The 22,266-nt window shown below is 68.8% G+C and carries 19 protein-coding genes and 1 other RNA gene; 18 read left to right on the top strand and 2 right to left on the bottom strand.

The genetic code is table 11. The features are described 5' to 3' along the window. The first annotated feature begins 13 nt into the window (after window positions 1-13). Window positions 14-1,801 (top strand): glycoside hydrolase family 15 protein, encoded by a 1,788-nt coding sequence (locus GGQ59_RS12005; protein ID WP_183818914.1) that lies wholly within the window; start codon window positions 14-16, stop codon window positions 1,799-1,801. Here GGQ59_RS12005 and mazG read toward each other — a convergent pair. Continuing rightward, window positions 1,798-2,601, bottom strand: a complete 804-nt coding sequence (gene mazG, locus GGQ59_RS12000) for a nucleoside triphosphate pyrophosphohydrolase (RefSeq protein ID WP_183818912.1) — start codon at window positions 2,599-2,601, stop codon at window positions 1,798-1,800. The genes GGQ59_RS12005 and mazG overlap by 4 nt on opposite strands. A gap of 85 nt (window positions 2,602-2,686) precedes the next feature. On the opposite strand from mazG, the gene GGQ59_RS11995 reads away from it, so the two are divergent. Next, window positions 2,687-3,619 carry a branched-chain amino acid transaminase gene (locus GGQ59_RS11995; protein ID WP_343074330.1) on the top strand — a complete coding sequence of 311 codons (933 nt, stop codon included), beginning with the start codon at window positions 2,687-2,689 and terminating at the stop codon, window positions 3,617-3,619. Here GGQ59_RS11995 and GGQ59_RS11990 read toward each other — a convergent pair. Beyond that, window positions 3,616-5,031, bottom strand: coding sequence for a UDP-N-acetylmuramate--L-alanine ligase (locus tag GGQ59_RS11990; protein WP_183818910.1), 1,416 nt, complete (start codon window positions 5,029-5,031; stop codon window positions 3,616-3,618). The two genes, GGQ59_RS11995 and GGQ59_RS11990, sit on opposite strands and share 4 nt — an antisense overlap. 64 nt (window positions 5,032-5,095) lie before the next feature. Between GGQ59_RS11990 and rnpB the strand changes: the two genes are divergently transcribed. The 16 genes from rnpB (at window position 5,096) to GGQ59_RS11910 (ending at window position 22,230) form a co-directional block, all read left to right on the top strand. Further along, window positions 5,096-5,481, top strand: an RNA gene (gene rnpB / locus GGQ59_RS11985) — RNase P RNA component class A. Window positions 5,482-5,695: 214 nt separating this feature from the next. Further along, window positions 5,696-6,220, top strand: coding sequence for a division/cell wall cluster transcriptional repressor MraZ (locus GGQ59_RS11980; RefSeq protein ID WP_183818908.1), 525 nt, complete (start codon window positions 5,696-5,698; stop codon window positions 6,218-6,220). Then, window positions 6,217-7,218 carry a 16S rRNA (cytosine(1402)-N(4))-methyltransferase RsmH gene (rsmH, locus tag GGQ59_RS11975; RefSeq protein WP_183818906.1) on the top strand — a complete coding sequence of 334 codons (1,002 nt, stop codon included), beginning with the start codon at window positions 6,217-6,219 and terminating at the stop codon, window positions 7,216-7,218. The genes GGQ59_RS11980 and rsmH overlap by 4 nt, the downstream gene beginning before the upstream one ends. After that, window positions 7,215-7,601, top strand: coding sequence for a hypothetical protein (locus tag GGQ59_RS11970; RefSeq protein ID WP_183818904.1), 387 nt, complete (start codon window positions 7,215-7,217; stop codon window positions 7,599-7,601). Before rsmH ends, GGQ59_RS11970 begins: the two co-directional genes overlap by 4 nt. Continuing rightward, window positions 7,598-9,352, top strand: coding sequence for a peptidoglycan D,D-transpeptidase FtsI family protein (locus GGQ59_RS11965; protein WP_183818903.1), 1,755 nt, complete (start codon window positions 7,598-7,600; stop codon window positions 9,350-9,352). The genes GGQ59_RS11970 and GGQ59_RS11965 overlap by 4 nt, the downstream gene beginning before the upstream one ends. Continuing rightward, window positions 9,349-10,797, top strand: coding sequence for a UDP-N-acetylmuramoyl-L-alanyl-D-glutamate--2,6-diaminopimelate ligase (locus GGQ59_RS11960; protein WP_183818900.1), 1,449 nt, complete (start codon window positions 9,349-9,351; stop codon window positions 10,795-10,797). The genes GGQ59_RS11965 and GGQ59_RS11960 overlap by 4 nt, the downstream gene beginning before the upstream one ends. Window positions 10,798-10,814: 17 nt before the next feature. Continuing rightward, the gene (locus tag GGQ59_RS11955) at window positions 10,815-12,311 is read left to right on the top strand and encodes a UDP-N-acetylmuramoyl-tripeptide--D-alanyl-D-alanine ligase (protein ID WP_183818898.1); all 1,497 of its coding nucleotides are present in this window, start codon (window positions 10,815-10,817) and stop codon (window positions 12,309-12,311) included. Then, window positions 12,312-13,424, top strand: a complete 1,113-nt coding sequence (gene mraY, locus GGQ59_RS11950) for a phospho-N-acetylmuramoyl-pentapeptide-transferase (protein WP_183818896.1) — start codon at window positions 12,312-12,314, stop codon at window positions 13,422-13,424. Between the two features lie 10 nt (window positions 13,425-13,434). Continuing rightward, on the top strand, window positions 13,435-14,796 hold the full coding sequence (locus tag GGQ59_RS11945) for a Mur ligase family protein (RefSeq protein ID WP_183818894.1): 1,362 nt from the start codon (window positions 13,435-13,437) through the stop codon (window positions 14,794-14,796). Beyond that, the gene (locus tag GGQ59_RS11940) at window positions 14,789-15,931 is read left to right on the top strand and encodes an FtsW/RodA/SpoVE family cell cycle protein (protein WP_221401019.1); all 1,143 of its coding nucleotides are present in this window, start codon (window positions 14,789-14,791) and stop codon (window positions 15,929-15,931) included. The genes GGQ59_RS11945 and GGQ59_RS11940 overlap by 8 nt, the downstream gene beginning before the upstream one ends. After that, a complete protein-coding gene (locus GGQ59_RS15475) occupies window positions 15,928-17,031 on the top strand; it encodes a glycosyltransferase (RefSeq protein ID WP_183818892.1) in 1,104 nt (367 codons plus the stop codon). Before GGQ59_RS11940 ends, GGQ59_RS15475 begins: the two co-directional genes overlap by 4 nt. A gap of 26 nt (window positions 17,032-17,057) precedes the next feature. Next, the gene (gene murC / locus GGQ59_RS11930; protein ID WP_183819073.1) at window positions 17,058-18,458 is read left to right on the top strand and encodes a UDP-N-acetylmuramate--L-alanine ligase; all 1,401 of its coding nucleotides are present in this window, start codon (window positions 17,058-17,060) and stop codon (window positions 18,456-18,458) included. After that, on the top strand, window positions 18,455-19,333 hold the full coding sequence (gene murB, locus GGQ59_RS11925) for a UDP-N-acetylmuramate dehydrogenase (RefSeq protein ID WP_183818890.1): 879 nt from the start codon (window positions 18,455-18,457) through the stop codon (window positions 19,331-19,333). The genes murC and murB overlap by 4 nt, the downstream gene beginning before the upstream one ends. Continuing rightward, window positions 19,330-20,259, top strand: coding sequence for a D-alanine--D-alanine ligase (locus GGQ59_RS11920; RefSeq protein ID WP_183818888.1), 930 nt, complete (start codon window positions 19,330-19,332; stop codon window positions 20,257-20,259). Before murB ends, GGQ59_RS11920 begins: the two co-directional genes overlap by 4 nt. Further along, window positions 20,256-21,170 (top strand): cell division protein FtsQ/DivIB, encoded by a 915-nt coding sequence (locus GGQ59_RS11915; RefSeq protein WP_183818886.1) that lies wholly within the window; start codon window positions 20,256-20,258, stop codon window positions 21,168-21,170. The genes GGQ59_RS11920 and GGQ59_RS11915 overlap by 4 nt, the downstream gene beginning before the upstream one ends. Before the next feature lie 7 nt (window positions 21,171-21,177). Beyond that, window positions 21,178-22,230 (top strand): cell division protein FtsA, encoded by a 1,053-nt coding sequence (locus GGQ59_RS11910; protein WP_183818884.1) that lies wholly within the window; start codon window positions 21,178-21,180, stop codon window positions 22,228-22,230. The last annotated feature ends 36 nt before the right edge of the window (window positions 22,231-22,266 follow it).

Here is a 22,266-nt window from a genome sequence, read left to right as displayed (position 1 = left end):
GGGCACCGCGTACATGCTGGGTATCGAGGACCACGGCGTCATCGGCGACCTCCGCACGGCGGCGCTCGTCGGCACGGACGGTGCGATCGACTTCCTCTGCTGGCCGCGGCTCGACAGTCCGAGCGTCTTCGCGCGCCTCCTGGATCACGAGAAGGGCGGTGCGTTCGAGATCTCGCCGCAACTCGAAGACACCCGCTGCCAGCAACTCTACCTGCCCGACACCAACGTCCTGCTGACCCGTCACTTGGCCGAGGAAGGCGTCAGCGAGATCTCGGACTTCATGGCGATCGGCGACGAGGACGGCGGCCAGCGCATGGTACGGCGGGTGAAGGCGATCCGCCGCGAGATCAGGTTCGACGTGCGCTGCGCGCCGCGCTTCGACTACGCCCGCGCCGAAGCCAAGGTGACCCGCGAGGACGGCGCCGTCATCTTCGCTTCGACTGGCGACGACGCTACGCGGTTGCGCCTGCGGGCTTCGGTTCCGCTGTCGGCCGGGAACGGTGAGGCGACGACTACGTTCACGCTCAGGCCGGGAGAGGCCGCGACCTTCGTCCTCGAGGATGGGGGGCTCGCTCTCGGCGGCTGTTCGTCGGTCGAGAGCTACACGGCGGAGGCGTTCAAGCGGACGACGAACTACTGGCGGGACTGGGTGTCCCGCTCGACCTATCGCGGGCGCTGGCGGCCAGAGGTCATGCGCTCGGCGCTGGTCCTCAAGCTGTTGACGTCGGCGGAGTACGGATCGGTCTCGGCCGCTGTGACGTTCGGCCTGCCCGAGGCGCCGGGGGCGGGCCGGAACTGGGACTATCGCTATGCTTGGATCCGGGATTCCGCTTTCACCATGTACGCCTTTCTACGCCTCGGGTTCTACGAGGAGGCGACGGCGTATCAGGTCTGGCTGCGGGGGCTGAAGGTCGAGGGGCCGCCAGGGCCGCTCCCGCTTCTCTTCACGCTGGACGGAAGCCCGGCCCCGGCGGAGCAGGAACTCGACCATCTTTCCGGCTACAGAGGGTCACGGCCGGTCCGTACCGGGAACGCTGCGGCGGGACAGCTTCAGCTCGACATCTACGGCGAGCTGATGGACGCGATCTACCTGTCGGACAAGTACACCAACCCGATTTGGTCGGCGGACTGGCAGTACCTGTCACAGATGATGGACTGGCTGGCGGAGAACTGGAACCAGCCGGACGAGGGCATCTGGGAGCCGCGCAGCGGGCGGCAACACACGCTGCACAGTCGGGTCATGTGCTGGGTTGCCTTCGATCGCGCCGTGCGTCTCGCGAACAAGCGCGGCATCCCGGCGCCGATCGAACGGTGGCGGCGCGAGAGGGACGCGATCTACGAGGACGTGCACGAGAACTTCTGGAACGAGGAGTTGAAGGCCTTCGTGCAGACGAAGGGCGGGTACGCGCTCGACGCGGCCTGCCTGCTCATGCCGCTCGTCCGCTTCGTCAGCGCGACGGATCCGAAGTGGCTGTCGACATTGCAGGCGGTGAAGACGCATCTGATGGATGACAGCCTCGTCTATCGCTACTCGGCCGACACGACCGAGGACGGGCTCGATGGACTAGAAGGCACCTTCAACATGTGCAGCTTCTGGTACGTCGAGTGCCTCGCGCGGGCGGGCGACCTCGCGCAGGCGCGGTTCTTGTTCGACAAGATGCTCGGCTATGCGAACCCGCTCGGCCTCTTCGCGGAGGAGACGGGGCCGGCCGGCGAGCCCCTGGGCAACTTCCCCCAAGCCTTCACGCACCTCGCGCTGATCAGCGCGGCGTTCACGCTCAACCGGATGCTCGGCGACTAGAGGCCCTTGGCTTTGGCGTCGGTCCAGTAGGCTTCGAGCTCTTCGAGGCTGTGATCGTCCATCGGCCGCCCGGCCGCCTCGGCGGACGCTTCGAGGTGCGAGAAGCGGCGCTCGAACTTGGCGTTGGCGGCGCGAAGAACGGTCTCGCCTTGCAGGCCGAGCTTCCGCGTCAGCATCGCGCAGGCGAAGAGCAGGTCGCCGACCTCGGAGGCTAGATGGTCCGGGTCGCCGTCGAGCGCTTCCTCGATCTCGTCGGTTTCCTCGCGGACCTTGGCCAGCACATCACGGCGCTCGGTCCAGTCGAAGCCCGCGCGGCTCGCGCGCTTGCCGAGCTTCTCGGCCCTGGTGAAGGCGGGCAAGCCGACCGGCACGCCGGACAGGGCGCTCTCGTCCTCGCCCTTCTCGGCGCGCTCTTGCGCCTTGATGACCTCCCAGGCGCGCGTCTGGCCCTCCGCGTCGCGTTCCTCGCCGTCCGCGAAGACGTGGGGGTGGCGGCGGACCATCTTGGTCACCAGCGCCTCGCAGACGTCCGCGAAGGTGAAGGCGCCGCGGTCCTCGGCCATCTGCGCGTGGAAGACGACCTGGAGGAGGAGGTCGCCGAGCTCGCCCGCCAAGTCGGCGTCGGTGCCGTTCTCGATCGCGTCGACGACCTCGTAGGCCTCCTCGATGCAGTAGGGCGCGATCGACGCCGAGGTCTGCTCGAGGTCCCAGGGACAGCCGCCCTCGGGGTCGCGTAGGCGCCGCATCATCTCGAGGACGGCGTCCATGGACCGAGGGTTCTTCGGCGGATCGAAGGGCATGTCGTGTCTTTCGCTGCGCGCAGTGAGCCGCTTGCGGCGGCTTCCGGCGGTGTTACACGGAGAGGCCGGAAGAAGGAGTCCCGCCGTGCCGATTCAGGAAGCCAAGTTCATCTGGAAGAACGGTGAGATGATTCCCTGGGCCGAGGCGACCACGCACGTCCTCACCCACGCGCTCCTCTACGGCACCTGCGCGTTCGAGGGCATCCGCGCCTACGACACGCCGCATAAGGGCACCTGCGTCTTCCGCCTCGAGGAGCACACCAAACGGCTCTTCTACTCCGCCCGCATCTACGGGATCGGCATCGACTACTCCGAGGCCGAAGTGAACGAAGCGATCCTGCGCACGGTGCGGGAGAACGAGCTCAAATCCGCCTACATTCGCGTCAACGCCTATCTGGGCTACGGCGAGATGAGCCCCTCGGCGACGGGCTGCCCCGACGACCTCGTCATCGCGGCCTTCCCCTGGGGCCGCTACCTCGGGGCCGAGGCGATCGAGGAGGGGATCGACGCCTGCGTCTCCTCCTGGCGCAGGACGGCTCAAGGCACGCTGCCCGCCGGCGCTAAGGTCGCGGGCAACTACCTCTCTTCCCGCCTCATCACGACCGAGGCGAAGGTGCGCGGCATGGTCGAGGGGATCGGACTCAGCCATGACGGCACGGTCTCGGAGGGCGGCGGCGAGAACCTCTTCATCGTCAAGGACGGCCGGGTCCTGACCCCGCCGCTCGCCTCTTCGATCCTCGGCGGCATCACGCGGGACACGGTACTGACGTTCCTGAACGACATGAACGTCGAGGTCGTCGAGCAGGCGATCCCGCGCGAACTCCTCTACGGCTGCGACGAGCTCTTCATGACCGGCACCGCCGCGGAGGTGACGCCGGTGCGCTCGGTCGATGGCCTCGCGGTCGGCGGCGGCAATCAGGAGCGCCCGGTGACGAAGGAAGTCCAGAAGCGCTTCTTCGGACTCTTCGACGGAACGACCGAGGACGAGCACGACTGGCTGAGGCCGGTGAAGGGCTAGGCAGGCCAGACCCTATCGGCGGCAGCGATGACCTCCGTCAGCGCGCCGTCGAAGCTGCCTGACGAAAGGATCAGGACGACGTCCTCGTCCGGATCCGCATCGCGCACGATCCGTTCCGCTTCGTCCCTCTGAAACGTCCGGACGTCGGCGTGCGCTTCGCGGGCGACCGCCGCGATCTCGTCGAGCGTCACCTGGTCGTGCGTGCCCGCGCCTTGGGTCGGCGGGCTGTAGAGCCAGACCTTCGCCGTGTCCTCGAACGCCGTGCCGTACTGGCCGAGCGCCGCGCGGTTCCGCCAGGTGAAGGTGTGGGGCTCGAAGAGGACGGTCAGCTTCTTTCCCGCGAAGTGGTCGCGCATGGCTTCGATCGCGGCGCGAGCCTTCTCGTAGGAGGAGCCGAAGCCCTCGTAGATCGTCAGGCGTGAGCGGTCCGTCTTCTTGTCGAGGCGGCGGGTGAGGCCTGAGAAGCTGGCTATGCCGTCCTGAAGTTCCTCCGGCGTGAGGTAGCCGCCGCCCAAGAGGACGGCCGCCGCGCCGACCATGTTCTCGACTGCGTGCCGCCCGATCTGCGTCGTCGTGAAGCCCGGATAGGTCACGCCGCCGCCGACGAGGTCGAAGCGGGTCGGGTTCCCCGAGACCACGTTGACCGCCCGCCAATCGCGGTTCGCATCGAAGCCGTAGCGGGCCCTGGGGCCGTGATAGCTAGAGTAGAGACGCGACGCTTCCGCTTCGTCCGCACACGCGATCAGCGTCCCGCCTCGCTCTTCGAGCCCTTCGAGCAGCGCCAGGAACGGCGCGTGGTAGTCGCGCAGCGTCGGGTAGATGTTGACGTGGTCGTGGGTCGCGCTCGTCAGGACGACGGTTTGCGGGGCGTAGTGAAGGAACTTCGCCTGGTCGTCCCAGTTCGCGGACGGATACTCGTCGCCTTCGAAGATGAAGGGGCCATCGCCGCCCAGGCTCGACGAGGTGTCGAGGTCCTTCGGGATCGCGCCGATGAAGAAGCCGGGCTCCTTGCCTGCCCGCGCGAGGCAGTGCGTGATGATCGAGGTCAGGGACGACTTCCCATAAGAGCCCGCGACGACGATCCGGTCGCGCTCCGCCGTCAGCTCGGCCAGCACCTCGGGGAAGGAGCGGACGCGGTCCCGGTAGCGTTTCAGCGCGACGCGGACCTCGTCATTGGTCTCGGGCACCAGCTTCGCGTTCTTGCCGATGACGACGAGGTCCGGATCGTCCGGCAGGTTCGCGGCGGCGTAGGGCGTAGAGCAGGGGATGCCGAGCTTGGTCAGGTAGTCCGACACGGGCGGGTAGAAGCCTTCGTCCGAGCCGGTGACGGCGTAGCCCGCCTCTTGAAGAAGGTGAGCCACGGCGGACATGCCTGCGCCGCACAGGCCGATCATGTGAGCGGTCTTTGTCATGCTCGTCCGTTAGCCCGCTCGTTTGCGCTTGACGAGAGTCTCGGCACCCGGCACCCCGATTCGGTCAGACGGCTGGGCGGCCGCGAGGGCTTTGGCTCTCGAGGAAAGTCCGGGCTCCATGACGGCAGGGTGCCGGGTAACGCCCGGCCGGCGCGAGCCGAGGGAAAGCGCCACAGAGAGTAGACCGCCGCGGGCCCGCCCGCGGTAAGGCTGAAAAGGTGGGGTAAGAGCCCACCGCCGCCCCGGCAACGGGGCGGGCATGGCAAGCCCCGCCCGGAGCAAGACCGAGTAGGGACGGCATCGCAGCCCGCAAGGGTTGCAGGGCCCGCCGTCAGGCCCCGCCGTCCGGGTGTGTCGCTGGACCCGTCCCGCAAGGGGCGGGCGAGAGGAATGGTCGCTCAGGGGTCGAAAGGCCCCGGACAGAACCCGGCTTACAGGCCGTCTGACGCCACGTTCCGCCCCAGAACACGGGGCCGGGACATTACTTACCTATTCTCGATCACCCTTTGTTCTACGCCTTAACCACTTATCCACACCTTCTGACTCACGTTGACCGTCCACGAAATCCCATGATATCCCATCGATCACCACGAAGGGGCATCTCGGGCAGGTAGACGATCACGCAGCGGGGCTGTCCCGCGCGCAACGGGAGAGGTGTGTCCTCATGCAGGCGGTCGCGACGGAACGAGGCGGGGAGGCGGCGAGCGCACGCTCGGCCGCGCGCTTCGTCGGCCGCGCCGAGTGCAAGGTGGACGCGAAGGGCAGGGTCTCCGTGCCCGCGGACTTCCGCCGCGCGCTCGGCGAGGGCGAGCCGCTCTACGCCTTCGCTTCGCTGACCGATCCCGTGATCGAGTGCGGCGGGGCAGACCTCGTCGGCCTTCTCCTCTCCGTCGTCTCGAACCTCGACGTCTACGACGAGGACCGCTGGGCGATGGAGGAGGCGATCACGGAAGAGACCCAGCGCCTCGCCTTCGACGACAACGGCCGCATCGTCTTGCCGCCGAGCCTGCGTGAGCATGCCGTCATCGAAGGGCAGGCGAGCTTCGCAGGGCGCGGCCAGCGCTTCGTTCTCGCGGCGCCGAGCTTCCTTGCGGACCGCCGAAGCCTTGCGCGCGCCGCAGCAGCGCGCCATCGCGACACGCTGAAGGCCCGCACGCTTCCCTCCGTGGTCGAGGGGAGGCGCGGATGAGCGGTCACGTTCCTGTCCTCGCGGAAGAGGCCGTCTCCGCGCTTCGCGCGCACGAAGGCGGTGCCTTCGTCGACGCGACCTTCGGTGCCGGCGGGTACACGGAACTTCTCCTGGCAGGGGGCGGGCGCGTCTTCGCCTTCGATCGCGATCGCACCGCGATCGAAGCCGGACGCGTGCGCGAAGCATCGAGCGACGGCCGCCTGACCTTGATCGAAGCGCCCTTTGCCGACATGCGAGCCGCTCTCGGTGTCCAAGGGGCATTGCCGGTCGACGGCGTCGTCTTCGACCTCGGCGTGTCGTCCATGCAGCTCGATCAGGCGGAGCGCGGTTTCTCGTTCTTGCGCGACGGCCCGCTCGACATGCGAATGGGCGCAGGCATCGCCGCCGCCGCTTTTGTGAACGAGGCGGACGAAGCGGACATCGCGAACGTCATCTATCAGTATGGTGAGGAGCGACGATCGCGCAGACTGGCCCATGCGATCGTGCTGGCTCGCCAGGAGGCGCCGATCGAAACGACCGGGCGCCTCGCCGCGATCGCCGAACGTGCTCTTGGCACGCGGGAGAAGATTCACCCCGCGACGCGCATGTTCCAAGCGATCAGGATCCTCGTGAACGACGAACTCGGGCAGGTCGTCCGCGGCCTCGTCGCGGCGGAGGCCTGCCTTCGGGCGGGCGGTCGCCTCGCCGTCGTCACCTTCCACTCCCTCGAAGACCGGATTGCCAAGCGCTTCATCGCCGCGGCGTCGGGATCCGCGGAGAGCCGGTCGCGCCACCAGCCTGCCGCCCAGGCGGAGGCCGCGACCCTGATCCCGATCGGACGCAAGCCGATCGCGCCGAGCGAAGCCGAAGTCCGCGTCAACCCGCGCGCCCGCTCGGCCAAGCTTCGGGTCGCCGAGCGGACCGAGCAGCCTCTTCGCGAGTGGTCGGACGAACGCTTGAGCGCGCTTGGCGCGCCGCCAATCACCTTTTCCCCTTTGCAAGCACGTTGGGCTTCATGATCCGTGTTCTGACACCTGCGCTTTGTCTCATGCTCGCTGCGGCGGCTGCGGGCCGCTACCACGCGGAAGCGAGCGTCCGCGAAGCGCGGGTCGAGCTCTCCTCCGTGCGCAGCGCGCTTGCGGACGAAGAAGAGCGCGAGCGCCGGCTGCGGATGGAAGTCGAGGTGCTCGAATCCGCCTCGCGCCTTACGAGCCTCAACGCCCAGACCGTCGGTCTCGGCGCCGCCCGGCCCGAGCAGATGACCACCCGGGAGGACTTCGCGGCCATGATCGGCCGCGAGGCGAAGCCCGACCATCGTCTGGACGCCCAGGCCGATACGATCGGCAACGCGATCACGATGAGCGACCCTGACGCTGTCCTTCTTAGCGGGGGGCGGCAATGAACCGGGCCGACGCCGATGCAGGGCTTCGTCCCCTCGCGAGGGTGCGCGTCCTGTCGCAAGATGGAGGTGTGGGCGACGCGCCTGCCCTGGAAGGCCGAGAGATGACCGGGCGCATTCGCCTGGTCCTCGGCGCGTTCCTGTGCACCTTCTGCCTGCTCGGCCTCCGCTTGGCCTACGTCTCCTTCGGCATGAAGGACGAGGTCGCCCTGGTCCGTGCGGAAAGAGGAGAGGTCAGCCGTCCCGACGTCCTGGACCGGCAGGGCCGGCCCCTGGTGATGAACCGAGAGACCGAGGGTCTGGCGATCGACGGCCGCGACGTCTGGGATGTGGAGGAGACGGTGCAAGGCGTCGCCTCGGTCCTGCCGGGCGTCGACACGTCCCGCCTGCGCCAGCGGTTGTCGGAAGGCCGCTATGCCTTCGTCCGTCAGAGCCTGACACCGGACGAGAAGGCGGCGGTCGTCGCCCTTGGCCTGCCGGGCATGCGCTTTCCGCAGGGCGAGGCCCGGGTTTATCCGCACGGCAGCGTCGGTGCCCACGTGCTCGGCTACACGATCGCCGGGCGAGGCGGCGTGGTGGGCGTTGAGCGTATCCTGAACGATACGAAGGAGGGGGCGTCTGCGGTCCGCCTCACTTTGGACCTTGCCGCCCAACAAGTCCTCGAGGACGAACTGTCCGTCGCGATGGACACCTTCTCGGCGAAGGCGGCCTGGGGCGTGCTGATGGACGCCCGCGACGGCTCGGTGGTCGCGCTCGCGAGCCTGCCCGACTACGACCCCAACATGCCGGGCGCATCGCCCGCCGCCCATCGCCGCAACCGGGCGATGTCCGACGCTTACGAGCTCGGTTCGGCGTTCAAGACCCTGACCATCGCCGCCGCCGTCGATGCGGGCCTGATCAAGGAAGGCGAGCGGTTCGACGTCTCCAAGCCGATCCGCGTCGGCGACTGGTCCATTTCCGACTTCACCGCAAAGCCGCACCCCCTGACGGCCGGAGAGGTGCTGCAGTACTCTTCGAACATCGGCACCGTACAGATCGTTCAACGCCTCGGCGCTCAAGGGTTCGAGACGATGTTGGACGAGCTGGGTCTCAAGACCCCGCTCGAGACCGATCTTCCGGAAAGCCGCACGCCGATGCTTCCCGCCCGCTGGGGAGAGGCGGAGCTCGCTACCGCGTCTTACGGGCAGGGCATCGCGGTGACGCCGCTCCAACTTGCCGCGGCGACGGCCGCCGTCGTCAACGGCGGCGTCTATCATACGCCGCGCTTCTTGATGGACACGCCGGTGAGGGGACGGCAGGTGTTCAGTCAGCGGACCGCCGCGTCGATGCGGATGGCGCTGCGACGGGTCGTCACCGACGGCACAGGCGGCAACGCGGAGGCCGTCGGTTACCACGTGATCGGCAAGACCTCGACCGCCGACAAACCCGGCTCCAAAGGCTATGGCCGCAACGGGGTGATCTCCAGCTTCGTCGGCGCCTTCCCCGGCTACGATCCCGCCTACGTCATGATCGTCTCGCTCGACGATCCCGAAGGCATCGCGGAGACCTACGGCTTCAGGACCGCCGGCTACAACGCGGCGCCCGTCTTCCGCCGGGTGGTAGAACGGGTCGCGCCGACGCTCGGCCTCATGCCGGTCGGTGACGAAGTGGCGTTCGACGGTTTCGTCGGCCTGCGCCGGTCGGACGAGCCGATCGAGGGGGAGGGCGAGCCTCTCGACGCGCTGGCGGCGCTCCTCGCGGAGGCCGCGCTATGAAGCTGCAACACCTTCACCCCCTGGCGGCCGAGCTGCCGGATGCAGAGGTTACGGGCGTGACGGCGGACAGCCGTGCCGTCGAACCGGGTTTCGTCTTCGCCGCTCTGCCTGGCAGCCGGGCCGATGGTCGCCGTTTCATTCCGCAAGCGGTCGAAGCGGGCGCCGTGGCCATCATCGCACCGACGGGTACGAAGGCGGACGTGCCCGTGCTCGAGAGCGAGGAGCCACGCCTCACGCTCGCCGAGATCGCGAGCCGGCTTCACCACGGCCAGCCCGCGCACGTCGCCGGCATCACGGGTACGAACGGCAAGACCTCGGTCGCGCGGTTCACCGGGCAGCTCTGGAATGCGCTCGGCCACAAGGCCGGCACGCTCGGCACGCTCGGCGCGGTCGCGCCCGGCTACGACTACGCGCTTCGCCACACGACACCGGATCCGGTCGAGATCCACCAAGTCCTCTCGACCATGGCCTCGCTCGGCACGACGCACCTCGCGATGGAGGTCTCTAGCCACGGCCTCGCTCAACACCGCGCGGACGGGGTCGCGTTCTCGCAAGGCGCGTTCACGAACATAACGCAGGATCACCTCGACTATCATCCGGACTTCGAGGACTACTTCAAAGCGAAGCTCCGGCTCCTGACAGGCCTGCTGCCGGAAGGCCGGACGGCCGTGATCTGCGCGGACGGTGCCGGGGCGGACCGGGTCATGGAAGAGACCCGGGCGGCGGGCCGGACCGTCTTTTCGACCGGACGAGAAGGATCCGACCTCAAGCTTGTGGACCTCGCCCCAACGCCGACGGGTCTTCGGATCGTCGTCGAGGCGGACGGCCGCAGTCACGAGTTGCACCTGCCGCTCATTGGGGCGTTCCAGGCGGACAACGCCCTCGTCGCAGCGGGGCTCGCGGTCACGAGCGGACATGACCTCGCTGCGGTCTTGCCCTGCCTCGCCGAGATCTCCGCCGCACCCGGCCGCATGGAGCATGCGGGTACGAAGAGGATGGCAGGGGGAGAGGCGGCGATCTACGTCGACTATGCGCATACGCCCGACGCGGTTCGCACCGCGCTCGCCGCCGCCCGGCCGCACGCCGAGGGCCGGGTCGCCGTCCTGCTCGGGGCGGGCGGGGACCGCGACCGCGCGAAACGCCCCCTGATGGGCAGGGCCGCCGCCGAGGGCGCGGACCTCGTCTTCGTCACCGATGACAATCCGCGCACCGAAGAAGCCGGACCGATCCGCGAGGCGGTAGCCTCCGGCGCGCCGGGTGCCCGCATCGTCGCGAACAGGGCCGAGGCGATCGGCGCCGCCGTGGACGCGCTGGAGCCCGGGGACGTTCTCATCGTCGCCGGCAAGGGACACGAGAAGTACCAGATCGTCGGGGACGTGACTTACCCCTTCGACGACGTGGCCGTGGCAGGGGAGGCGGCGAAGGCCGCCTCCGTCTCCGCATGAGGGTGTGGGAGGGTGACATGAGTGGACCCGGAACTTCGAGCCTGTCCGCGCGGATCCTCTGGACCGCGTTCGAGGCCGCCGCGGCGACCGGCGGTCATCTCGGCGCGGTCGGGGAAGCGGCGGCCTGGGACGCGGAGCGGCTGCCGGAAGAAGATTGGGCGGCGACGGGCTTGTCGATCGATACGAGGACGCTGCGCCCCGGCGACATCTTCGTCGCCGTGCGGGACGCCCGGGACGGACATGACTTCGTGCCCGACGCCTTCGCGGCAGGTGCCTCTGCGGCCCTCGTCTCCAAGGCGCCGATGGGCGCGCCGAAGGACAAGCCGCTTCTCATCGTTCCCGAGGCGCTCGGCGGGACGATGCACGGCCTTCATGGCTTGGCGGCAGCGGCGCGCGACCGCTGCTTCGGCAAGCTGATCGCGGTGACAGGCAGCGCAGGCAAGACGTCGGTCAAGGAGATGCTCCGTGCCGCGCTGACGCCCTGCGGCGAAGTGCACGCAGCGGCGGCGAGCTTTAACAACCATCTCGGCGTGCCGCTGACGCTCGCGGCGCTGCCTGGCTCGGCACGCTACGGCGTCTTCGAGATCGGTATGAACCATCCCGGCGAGATCACGCCGCTGGTGAAGCTCGTCTGGCCGCACGTCGCCGTCATCACGACGGTCGCTGCCGCGCATCTCGAGTTCTTCTCTTCCGTCGAGGAGATCGCGGCAGCGAAGGCCGAGATCCTCACCGGCCTGCGCCGAGGCGGCGTGGCCGTGCTACCTGCAGACAACCCGTACTTCAGCTTCCTTCGTGCCGAGGCGGAAAGAAACGGCGTCGCCCGCATCGTGCCCTTCGGGGAGACGGCGGAAGGCGAGGGTGCCGTCAGGCTTCTGTCCTGCATGCCCGAAGCGTCGGGCTCGAAGGTGACGGCGGACGTCGCGGGCCGTGAAGTCAGCTTCGTTCTCTCCGCTCCCGGACGGCATCAGGCCGTGAACGCGACGGCCGTCCTCGCTGCGGCCTTGGCTGCCGGCGCCGACCTCGATCGCGTCGTTCGCGGGCTCGAGACCTTCCGTGCCGGGGGCGGGCGCGGGGCGCGCCACGAGGTCACGCTCGGCGGGGCGCGCGTGACGCTGATCGACGAAAGCTACAATGCGAATCCCGCCTCGATGGCCGCCTCGCTGCGTGTCCTCGGCGAGGCGAACCCCTCAGATAACGGACGACGCATCGCGGTCTTGGGCGAGATGCGGGAACTCGGTCGCGACGGGGCAAAGCTGCACGCCGCCCTCGCCGAACCCGTTCAGGCCGCTCAAGTCGATCTTGTACACACGGCGGGCGAAGGAATGCTTGCGCTTCGCGACGCGCTGCCCGAAGCGAAGCGCGGCGTCCACGCCGCCGCGGCGCTGAGCCTCGCGGACGACCTCACTTCCACCTTCCGCGACGGGGACGTCGTGCTCTTCAAGGGATCGAACGCGAGCCGTGTCGGCGCGCTTCTTTCGGAACTTTTGTCGCGTGCCGAGGGGGCCGCTGCCTGAATGCTTTATCACCTGCTCTACGAACAGCTCGCCGGGACCATCCCTGGCTTCAACGTGTTCCGCTACATCACCTTCCGCACCGGCGGCGCGGTGGTAACGGCGCTGTTGATCGCGTTCGTCTTCGGCCCCGGAATGATCAACTGGATGCGGAAGAAGCAGGGCAAGGGCCAACCCATCCGCAAGGACGGTCCGCAGAGCCACATCGTCGAGAAGGCCGGTACGCCCACGATGGGCGGGGTACTGATCCTCGTCTCCATGCTCGTCTCCACCCTCCTTTGGGCGCCGCTCGACAACGTGTACGTCTGGGTCGTGATCGGCGTGACCGCAGGTTTCGGCCTGCTCGGCTTCTATGACGACTACCTGAAGGTCACGAAGCAGACCGCTACCGGCGTCGTCGGATCGGGCAAGCTCGTCTTCCAGTTCGCGCTCGCCTTCGCGGCGGGGGCGGCATGCGTCTTCGCCCTCCGCGCGACCGAAGGGCTCGATCCGCAGATCGCGACCGGCGTCGCCATCCCCTTCTTCAAGGGCGTGTTCCTGCCGCTCGGGCTCGTGGGCATCATCGTCTTCGCGGCGTTCGTCATCGTCGGGAGCTCGAACGCGGTGAACCTGACGGACGGCCTCGACGGCCTCGCCATCGTGCCCGTCATGATCGCGGCCGGCAGCTTCGGGATGATCGCCTACCTCGTGGGCAACGCAATCTACGCGGACTACCTTCAGATCACCTACGTGCCGGAGGTCGGCGAGCTTGCGGTCGTCTGCGGCGCGATCCTCGGGGCGGGCCTCGGCTTCCTCTGGTTCAACGCACCGCCCGCGATGATCTTCATGGGCGACACGGGCTCGCTGTCCCTCGGCGGAGCGCTCGGCGCGATGGCCGTCGCGACCAAGTTCGAACTCGTCCTCGCCATCATCGGCGGTCTCTTCGTCTTCGAAGCCCTGTCCGTGATGATTCAGATCGCCAGCTTCAAGCTGACCGGCAAGCGCGTCTTCAAGATGGCGCCGGTCCACCACCACTTCGAGCAGCTCGGCTGGAAGGAGCCGACGGTCGTGATCCGCTTCTGGATCATCGCCGTCATCCTAGCGCTGGTCGGGCTCAGCTCGCTGAAGCTGCGATAGGGAGAGTCGCATGTTTCCTCTGCCTCAGATGAAGGGCACGACCGTACGCGTCCTCGGGCTCGGTCCTGCGGGGCGGGCGGCGGCGGAGGCGTTGCGGGCGGCGGGCGCCAAGGTTTCGGTCTGGGACGACGACGCTTCGCGGCGCGAGGCAGCGTCGTTCACGGTGAAGGGGCCGCGAGCGAGCCTGGACGGGCTCGACGCGATCGTCCTGTGCGACGGCGGCGTGTCGGGCGGCGCCAAGATCGTCCTGCCCAGGGCCAAGGCGCAGCGTATCGCCATCCTGACGGATCTCGACCTGTTCTCGAGCACCATCGAGTCCCTGCCCAGCCGGGAACGGCCCCGGGTGGTCGGCGTGACCGGCGCCGCCGGCAAGACGGTAACCGCCACCTTGATCGCGCGCGCCGTCGAGGCGAACGGCAGCAAGGCGGTCCTCGGGGGCGGCGGCATCGCACCCTGTCTGTCCCTACCGGCGCCCGAGGCCGGGATGACCTACATCGTCGAGCTTCCGGTCGCGCGGCTGGCAGCGGCGCGGCGCTTCCGCTGCGACGTGTCCGTCATGCTCAGCCTCGGCCCCTGCGGCGAGATGGACGGGTTCGATGCCGCTTTGCGGGCCGTCATGCGCCTCTTCCGTCAGCATCAGCACGGCGACGCGGCGGTCATCAGCGTCGACGACGGCATCGGTCTCAAGGTCTGCACGGCCCTTCAGTCCGGCGACGCGGCGAAGGTCGGTCGGGCCCGTGTCATCCCAGCATCGGGGGAGGCCAGCCTCGGGCACGGCGTCTTCGCCCTCGAAGGCCTCGCCTTCTCCTCGCGGGAAGGCAAGACCCACGCCGTCGGCGACTTCACCCGCGTCGGGGCGCTCTCAGGCAAGCATTTGAACCAGGACGCTGCCGCCGCCATCGCAGCGAGCCTCGCCCTCGACGTGCCGCCTCAGCTGATCATCAAGGCGCTGCATCGCTACAAGGGGCTGGAGGGGCGGTTCCAGGCGCTCGGTTCCGAGGGCAGCGTGCTGTTCGTCGACGATCACCGTGCCCGCTTGCCCGTCTCGGTCGGCCTCGCCATCGACAGCTGCCCGGACGTCTTCTGGATCGGCCAGGCGGCGGGGGCGTCTTTGAAGGGTGCACACCCGACGTTGCGCGCCGCGTACCTATTCGGACCGGGCGAGGCCCGCGGCGGTATCGAAGTTCCTTGTTCGCGCTTCGACAATCTAGGCGCCGCGCTCGAGGCGGCCCGCCGCGATGCGCAGGCCCTGGCGCGCGGTGAGCCGCATTGTGCACCCGTCGTGCTGTTCTCGCCGGGCGGACCGGCGAATGCGCAAGAGTTCCGCGAGCTGCTGGGTAACGGCATCGAAAAGGCGGTCCAGCATGGCTGACACGATGAGAACGACACGCTCCCACAACGGTTCTGCGCCCATCGCCTGGCGTTCCGTTCGGGCCTGGTGGGGCAGCCTCGACCCCGCCTTGGTGACGGTCACGGCCGCACTGATCCTGATCGGGCTCGTCCTCTGCCTCGCTGCCGGACCGGTAGCCGCGGCGCGGATCGGCATCTCGAACCCGATGCACTTCTTCGAGCGGCAGATCGTCTTCCTCGTTCCTGCGCTCCTCGTCATGGCGACGCTGTCGACGCTGGACGCCCTGACCGCACGGCGTCTCGGCGTCGTGCTCGGAGCGGGGGCGTTCTTCGCCATGTGGCTGGCCCTTCTCGTAGGCCCTGAGATCAAGGGCGCACACCGCTGGCTCGACCTTGGGCCGTTCAGCCTTCAGCCGTCGGAGTTCATGAAGCCGGGCTTCGTCATCGCGAGCGCCTGGTTCCTGGCCGAGGGCGCGAGGGATAGGAGCTTCCCCGGCGGCATCGTGAGCCTCGGCCTGTACCTTGCGTGCTCTGCGACGCTGCTCCTGCAACCGGACTACGGCCAATGGATCCTGCTGACCGCGATCTGGGGCGTCATGTTCTTCATCGCCGGCTGGTCCTGGGCCTGGATCGCGGGCCTCGGGACGGCAGCTGCCGGTGCGCTCGCGCTCGGCTATCGGATCGCACCTCACGTGCGCAGCCGGATCGACCGCTTCCTAAACCCGGAAGGCAACGACACCTATCAGACCGACAAGGCGCTCGAAGCGATCTCGGGCGGTGGGGCGCTCGGCCATGACCTTCACGGAACCGAAGGGGTAAAAGCATCGCTCCCGGATGCGCATACTGACTTTGTCTTCGCCGTAGCGGGCGAAGAGTTCGGCTTCCTCCTTTGCGCGCTGATCCTGGCCCTCTTCGCCGCGATCGCGTTCCGCGGGTTCAAGTTCGCGGGCGAAACGCGCTCGGTCTTCCTTCGATGCGCGGTCTGCGGGCTCTCGGCGCAGCTCGCCTTCCAGGCGACGGTGAACATCGGGGTGAACCTCTCGGTCCTGCCGGCCAAGGGCATGACACTGCCCTTCGTCAGCTATGGCGGCTCCTCGCTGGTTGCGACCGGCATTGCCATGGGCCTCCTCCTGGCGCTGACGCGGCGGCGCACGTGACGCGAACGATCGCGCTCGCAGCGGGCGGCACGGGCGGGCACATGTTCCCCGCTCAGGCGCTGGCCGAGGAGATGAAGCGGCGTGGCTGGTCCGTCCTCCTCCTGACCGACGCGCGCGGCATACGCTTCGCCGATGGCTTCCCGGCCGACGCGATCGTCCAACTCTCGGCCGCGAACCCCAACGTGCGCGGCCCCGCAGCGAAGCTGTCCATGGCCAAGGCGATGGCGGCCGGCTTCCGCCAGGCCTCCGCAGCCCTGCGGCGGCACGACCCGGCGCTGGTCGTCGGATTCGGCGGCTACCCGTCCGCGCCTGCCATGCTCGCCGCAAAGCTGCAGCGCCGCCGTCATGGCGTGCATGAGCAGAACGCTGTTCTCGGACGCGTCAATCGCCGGATCGCCCCGGGGGCCGACTTCGTCGCCCATGCCTTTCCCCGCCTCGACAGGCTGGGACAGGTCAAGGGTGAGGTCGTGCAGACCGGCAACCCGATCCGCGACGGTGTGCGCGCCGCGCGAAAGCCCTTCGATCCGCCAGGCGCCGACGGCACGATCAACGTCCTCGTCTTCGGCGGCAGCCAGGGGGCGAGCCTCTTCAGCCGCGTCCTGCCCGAGGCCCTCGCGACGCTGCCCGAAACGGTCCGCCGCCGCCTGCATGTGACGCAGCAGGCGCGGGACGAGGAGAAGGACCGCGTCGCGGAGGTCTACGCCAACGCAGAGATCGAAGCGACGCTCGCGCCCTTCTTCGCCGATCTTCCGGCGCGCATGGCCGACAGCCATCTGGTCGTCGCCCGCTCGGGCGCGTCCAGCGTGACGGAACTGGCCGTCCTCGGCCGCCCCTCGCTCCTCATTCCGCTCGGCATCGCGATGGACGACCACCAGCGCGCCAACGCGGAAGTCTTGGAAGCTGCGGGCGCCGCAGACGTTCTGCTCGAAGCGGGCTTCACCGTCGACGCGGCGTCCGCCTCGCTCGAGGGCCTACTTGGCGAAGAAGGAAGGCTCGCTCGTATGGCGGACGCGGCGACGGGGCGGATGCCGGACGATGCGGCCGGGCGGCTAGCCGACCTCTGCGAGAGGCTGCTAGAGGCGCCGCTTCCGAAGACGTGAGGTCCGCCTTGACAGAAGCGCCCCCGATCCGCTTGCCGTTCCCGATCGGCCGCATCCACTTCGTCGGTATAGGCGGCATCGGCATGTCCGGCATCGCGCGGGTGATGAACAACCTCGGCTACGAGGTGTCGGGCTCCGACATCGCGGAAGGGGCGCAGGTCGCGCGCCTGCGCGAGCGTGGCATTCGGGTCGAGATCGGGCATGACGCCTCCAACGTCGGGGACGCCACCGCCGTGGTCGTTTCGACCGCGATCAGAGGGGACAACCCAGAGCTCGCGGCTGCCCGCGCGCGGCACGTGCCGGTCGTCAAGCGCGCCGACATGCTGGCCGAGCTGATGCGGCTCAAGTGGAACGTCTGCGTCGCGGGCACGCATGGAAAGACGACGACGACTTCGATGGTCGCAGCGCTCCTCGATGCGGGCGGGCTCGATCCGACGGTGATCAACGGCGGCGTCATCAACGCCTACGGATCGAACGCGCGGGCGGGGGAGGGCGACTGGATGGTCGTCGAGGCCGACGAGAGCGACGGCACCTTCATCCGGCTGCCATCGACCGTATCGGTCATCACCAACATCGACCCCGAGCACCTCGACCACTACGGTGACTTCGACAGCCTTCGCCGCGCCTTCGACCAGTTCGTCGAGAACACGCCCTTCTACGGCTTCGGCGTCGTCTGCCTCGACCACCCTGAGGTGCAGGCCCTGGTCGGGCGCATCACCGACCGCCGCCTCGTCACCTACGGCCTCAACCCGCAGGCCGACGTGCGGATCGAGCGGATCGAGCCGGGAGCGGAGGGCACGCGCTTCGACGTCGTGTTCCGCGGCAAGGATCCGCACCGGATCGAAGGGCTGCGCATTCCGATGCCTGGCACGCACAACGTCCTCAACGCGACCGCCGCCGCGATCGTGGCGCGGGAGCTCGGGATTTCCGACGAGGCGATCCGCGAAGGCTTCGAGCGTTTCGAAGGGGTGGGGCGCCGCTTCACCGAGGTCGGACGTGTGGACGGCGTACGGATCATCGACGATTACGGGCATCACCCGGTGGAGATCGCAGCCGTCCTCAAGGCGGCGCGCAGCGTGACGGACGGCAAGGTCGTCGCCGTGGTCCAGCCGCACCGATACTCGCGGCTCGCATCGCTCTTCGACGAGTTCTGCGCGTGCTTCAACGATGCGGACACGGTGATCGTCTCGGACGTCTACGCCGCGGGGGAAGCGCCGATCGAAGGGGCTAGCAAGGAGGCGCTCGTGGACGGTCTGACGGCCCATGGTCATCGCGACGTGCGCCCGCTCGGCGGCTGGTCGGACCTCGCGGAACTGATCGCCGAGGCGACGGAACCGGGCGACCTCGTCGTCTGCCTCGGTGCGGGCGATGTGACCAAGCACGCCGCCGCCCTGCCTGCCGCGCTCGCCGGGCGGGGGCGGGGGTGAAGGGTCGCGTCACCGAGCGACAAGCGCTGGCGCCCTACACTTGGTTCCGTGTCGGCGGGCCCGCGGACCGCTTCTTCATGCCGAAGGACGAAGCCGAGCTCTCCGCCTTCCTCGCGGATCTGCCTGCGGACGAGCGTGTGAGCGTCATCGGCGTCGGCTCTAATCTCCTCGTACGGGACGGCGGGATCGAGGGAACGGTGATCCGCCTGGGCCCAGGCTTCGGACGTATCGCCGTCGACGGTACGCGCGTCACGGCCGGCGCAGCCGCGCTCGATGCGAACGTCGCCAAGCAAGCGGCCGCGGCGGGGATCGGTGGGCTCGAGTTCTACAGGGGCATCCCCGGCACGATCGGCGGCGCTCTGCGCATGAACGCGGGTGCCTATGGCGGCGAGACGAAGGACGTCCTCGTCTCGGCCCGCGCGGTGGACAGGCAGGGGCGCCTCCACGACTTCGCCGCCAGTGACCTCGGCTACACCTATCGCCATTGCGGTCTGCCGGAGGAGTTCATCTTCATGGGCGCCGTCTTCGAGGGGCGGGAAGACGATCCCGAGGCCGTCACGGCACGGATGGACGCGATCATGCAGAAGCGCGAGGCAAGCCAGCCGGTGCGTGAGCGCACCGGCGGCTCGACCTTCAAGAACCCTAAGGACCAGACCGACCGGTCCTCCTGGCAGCTCGTCGACGCGGTCGGCGGTCGGGGACGCCGCGTCGGCGGCGCGCAGATGTCCGAGCTGCACGCCAACTTCATGATCAACACGGGCGACGCGACTGCGGCGGACCTCGAAGCGCTGGGCGAGGGCATCCGCGAGGACGTTCAGCGCCAGGAGGGCGTGCGGCTCGACTGGGAAATCAAGCGGATAGGACGGGCGGCATGACGAAGCGGGTGGCGGTGCTGATGGGCGGCTGGGGCGCGGAGCGGGGCGTCAGCCTCGTCTCCGGCGGGGCGGCGGCCGATGCGCTCGAAGAGCAAGGCTTTGCGGTCGAGCGCGTGGACGTCACCCGAGACCTCGCTGCGGACCTCCGCGCGACCTTCGGGGGCGAAGGCCCCGAGGTCGTCTTCAACGCCCTTCACGGCCCCTTCGGCGAGGACGGCACGGTCCAGGGCATGCTGGAGATCATGGGCCTGCCCTATACGCACTCCGGCGTCCTCGCCTCGGCCGCCTGCATGCACAAGCAGCGCGCGAAGGCGATCATGCACGATGCGGGCCTGCCCGTGCCCGGCGGCAAGATGGTTCCGGTCGGGAGCTTCGACGGCAGCCACCCTCTGCCCGTGCCTTACGTCGTGAAGCCGGTGGGCGACGGCTCCTCCTTCGGCGTCCACATCGTCAAGAGCGAGGCGGACAGCGGTCCGCACGCAGACCTGTTGGAGGACTCGCTGTTTCACGGCCTCGCCCTCGTTGAGCCCTTCATTCCCGGACGCGAGTTGACGGTGGCCTGCATCGGCGACGAGCCGCTCGCCGTGACCGAGATCATTCCGACGGCCGGCTTCTACGACTACGCGGCGAAGTACCAGGCGGGCGGTTCTCGCCACGTCGTGCCCGCCGAGCTCCCCGAAGAGATCACCGCCACCTGCCTCGACATGGCTGCACAGGCGGCGCGCGCGCTTGGGTGCCGGGGCGTCTCGCGCACGGACTTTCGTTGGGACGACGAGAACGGGGTTAACGGGCTCTTCATCCTAGAGGTGAATACCCAACCCGGACTGACGCCGACCTCCCTCGCGCCCGAACAGGCCGCCTACAAAGGCATGAGTTTCGGCGACCTCGTCCGCTGGATGGTGGAGGACGCTTCTTGCCTAAGGTGACCAAGCGCAAGCCTGCTGCGAAGACGACCGCGAAGCGCAAGGCCCCCGCCAAGCGCCGCGGCACGACGGCAGCGCGTACCCGGAAGACGGCGCCCAAGGGCGGCGCGATGCAGCGCACCGGCGCGCGCCTCGACGATGTCTTCAAGCGCGCCTGGTCGGGCTTCCTCACCTACGCAGCGGCGGGTGTCACCGCGATGGGCCTGATCGCCCTCTTCGCGCTCTTCGCGGGCGGCTACTTCGTCAACATGGGCGAGCGCCTGGGCGGCATCACGGCGGGCGCCGCGCGAGCGGCGGGCTTCTCGGTCAGCCGCGTCACGCTCAAGGGGGGGCACAGCCTGACGGAGCGGGAAGTGCTGCGTGCACTGTGGACGGACGAAGAGGGCTCCGTCCTCGGCCGTTCTCTGGTCCACTTCGATGCGGAGGCCGCGCGCGGGAAGCTCGAAGCGCTCGGCCCCGTTCGCTACGCCGCAGTTGCCAAGCTCTGGCCGAACACGATCCACGTCTCCGTCATCGAGCGTAGCCCCGAAGCGCTCTGGCAGGATAGCGGTGGGGTCTTGCACCTGATCGACGGGGAGGGCGTCTCCCTGCGTCCCGTAGCGCCTGCGGAGCGTACGGACCTGCCGGTCATCGTCGGCACCAGTGCGCCGGGCGCCGCGATCCCGGTCCTCAGTGAGCTCAAGCGGCATCCTCAGCTTCTCAAGACCGTGGCCGCCATCGTCAGCGTCTCGGACCGCCGCTACGACCTGCGTTTCCGCAACGACTTCACCGCCAAGCTGCCCGAAGAAGGGATCGAGGAAGCGTTGCAGCGTCTGGAGGGTCTCGGCGCGGGGACGGGCAAGCTCGCCTCGTCGCTCGACTACATCGACCTTCGCGACCCGAAATGGGCGTACTACAAGCCGAAGGCGGACTGATTTCGATATGACACACGCCGTCGCCAGGCTCGGCCGGGCCGGCACCGCCGTCCTTACCTGCGAGGCGGGGCGCGGCGGCACGCTGAGCATCCTTCGTCACGCGACGAGCGACCGGCCAAGCCTTACGCGCCAAGGAGGGCCGAGCGAGGCGGCTGGCACGGTCCTGCGCGACCTGCTGACCCAAGCGAAAGCACCGGGCGGACTCATCCTCGTTCTGCCGGGCGGCGTTGCCGCGCCGCGTCGCATCGAAGTCAACCTCCCAGTCGGTGGGTTGATCACGCATAGCGTGCTGGACGAGGGGATCGGCCGTGCACGCGACGCCGTCGCGACCCCCGGCACCGCAGTCCTTTCCTGCCGCCCAGCCACCTATGTCCTCGACGGTAAGACCGTGCCCGATGCGATGGGACGGAAGGGGCGGGACCTCACCCTCGACCTCATCGCGCTGACGGCACCGATCGCGATCCTATCGGCCTTCGACGCCGCTGTCCGCTCGGCGGGGGCGAGGCTAGACGGCGTGATCCCAGCCGAAGAAGCCGCCGCGGCCGCGTTCCTTCCGAGCGGCGAGGGCGTCGCCATCCATCTCGGCTACGGCGACTGCGTCATGGTACGCGCGACCGACGATGGCCTCACCGCAGCGGCGCGCGTTCCGATCGGCCGTCGCCATCTGGAGCAGGACGTCGCCCAGGCCTTCGGGATGACGGACGGGGCGGCCGCCCGCGTCGACAGGGTACTGTCCGGTCGGCCGGACGACGAAGCCGAGAAGGTGATCGCCGCGCGTTTGGAAGAACTCGACGACCTTCTTCAGGAAGCTGCGACCAGAGCCGGCGTCCCCACTGGCACCTCCGCGGTGATCAGCGGGCTACCGGCGAACGCGCTGCGGTCATGGCGGGGGGAAGCATCCGTGCCGAGCGCGATGCCGAGCGAACTCGCGCGCGATCCGCTTTTGGCCGGGGGCGGTTTCATCGTGTCGGGACTTCGCGGCAGCCGAGATCGCGCGGTCGCGAAGCTACCGACGCCGAACCGCCCGGGCCTTCTGGACTGGCTCAAGGAACGGTTCTGACGCGTTGCAGCGGCGGCGCGCGTTGGGCAGACCGGC

This window comes from Parvularcula dongshanensis (assembly GCF_014199615.1).
Classification (GTDB): Bacteria; Pseudomonadota; Alphaproteobacteria; order Caulobacterales; family Parvularculaceae; genus Parvularcula; species Parvularcula dongshanensis.
This window is presented reverse-complemented; position numbering and strand designations above follow the sequence as displayed.

Coding starts and splice junctions, on each gene's coding strand:
- GGQ59_RS12005 (WP_183818914.1), top strand. CDS start 14: ATGCTGGGTATCGAGGACCACGGCGTCATCGGCGACCTCCGCACGGCG.
- mazG (WP_183818912.1), bottom strand. CDS start 2,601: ATGCCCTTCGATCCGCCGAAGAACCCTCGGTCCATGGACGCCGTCCTC.
- GGQ59_RS11990 (WP_183818910.1), bottom strand. CDS start 5,031: ATGACAAAGACCGCTCACATGATCGGCCTGTGCGGCGCAGGCATGTCC.
- GGQ59_RS11980 (WP_183818908.1), top strand. CDS start 5,696: ATGCAGGCGGTCGCGACGGAACGAGGCGGGGAGGCGGCGAGCGCACGC.
- rsmH (WP_183818906.1), top strand. CDS start 6,217: ATGAGCGGTCACGTTCCTGTCCTCGCGGAAGAGGCCGTCTCCGCGCTT.
- GGQ59_RS11970 (WP_183818904.1), top strand. CDS start 7,215: ATGATCCGTGTTCTGACACCTGCGCTTTGTCTCATGCTCGCTGCGGCG.
- GGQ59_RS11965 (WP_183818903.1), top strand. CDS start 7,598: ATGAACCGGGCCGACGCCGATGCAGGGCTTCGTCCCCTCGCGAGGGTG.
- GGQ59_RS11960 (WP_183818900.1), top strand. CDS start 9,349: ATGAAGCTGCAACACCTTCACCCCCTGGCGGCCGAGCTGCCGGATGCA.
- GGQ59_RS11955 (WP_183818898.1), top strand. CDS start 10,815: ATGAGTGGACCCGGAACTTCGAGCCTGTCCGCGCGGATCCTCTGGACC.
- mraY (WP_183818896.1), top strand. CDS start 12,312: ATGCTTTATCACCTGCTCTACGAACAGCTCGCCGGGACCATCCCTGGC.
- GGQ59_RS11945 (WP_183818894.1), top strand. CDS start 13,435: ATGTTTCCTCTGCCTCAGATGAAGGGCACGACCGTACGCGTCCTCGGG.
- GGQ59_RS11940 (WP_221401019.1), top strand. CDS start 14,789: ATGGCTGACACGATGAGAACGACACGCTCCCACAACGGTTCTGCGCCC.
- GGQ59_RS11920 (WP_183818888.1), top strand. CDS start 19,330: ATGACGAAGCGGGTGGCGGTGCTGATGGGCGGCTGGGGCGCGGAGCGG.
- GGQ59_RS11910 (WP_183818884.1), top strand. CDS start 21,178: ATGACACACGCCGTCGCCAGGCTCGGCCGGGCCGGCACCGCCGTCCTT.